The organism is Bacillus sp. AFS015802, from assembly GCF_002561455.1.
Classification (GTDB): Bacteria; Bacillota; Bacilli; order Bacillales; family Bacillaceae_B; genus Rossellomorea.
The window spans coordinates 1-395 of record NZ_NTUP01000023.1 but is presented as its reverse complement, the minus strand read 5'-3'; the positions used below and the strand labels follow the sequence as shown (position 1 = coordinate 395).

3 tRNA genes are annotated in these 395 nt (G+C 50.4%); all 3 read left to right on the top strand.

The window, feature by feature from the left end:
* Nucleotides 1–83: 83 nt before the first annotated feature.
* The 3 genes from CN378_RS14530 to CN378_RS14520 all read left to right on the top strand — a co-directional run bounded on the left by CN378_RS14530 (nt 84) and on the right by CN378_RS14520 (nt 359).
* Nucleotides 84–157: transfer RNA gene (locus CN378_RS14530), tRNA-Met, on the top strand.
* Nucleotides 158–186: 29 nt separating this feature from the next.
* Nucleotides 187–260: transfer RNA gene (locus CN378_RS14525), tRNA-Ile, on the top strand.
* Between the two features lie 6 nt (nt 261–266).
* Nucleotides 267–359: transfer RNA gene (locus CN378_RS14520), tRNA-Ser, on the top strand.
* Nucleotides 360–395 lie beyond the last annotated feature (36 nt).

The window sequence follows — 395 nt, the reverse complement described above, 5'->3', positions numbered from 1 at the left end:
CGCTAGGCTCCACCAAGTTTATTTACGGAAGTAAAATGAACTTCAATGGTTTTTCAAGAAAACCAAAAGCATATTAGATTCGTGGCGGTGTAGCTCAGCTGGCTAGAGCGTACGGTTCATACCCGTGAGGTCGGGGGTTCGATCCCCTCCGCCGCTATTACTTCATACATAACGCACGATTTATAAGGACCCTTAGCTCAGTTGGTTAGAGCAGACGGCTCATAACCGTCCGGTCGTAGGTTCGAGTCCTACAGGGTCCATTATACGGAGGAATACCCAAGTCCGGCTGAAGGGATCGGTCTTGAAAACCGACAGGGGTGTAACAGCCCGCGGGGGTTCGAATCCCCCTTCCTCCTCCATATTCACATTCATATCTTATATCGTCGCGGGGTGGA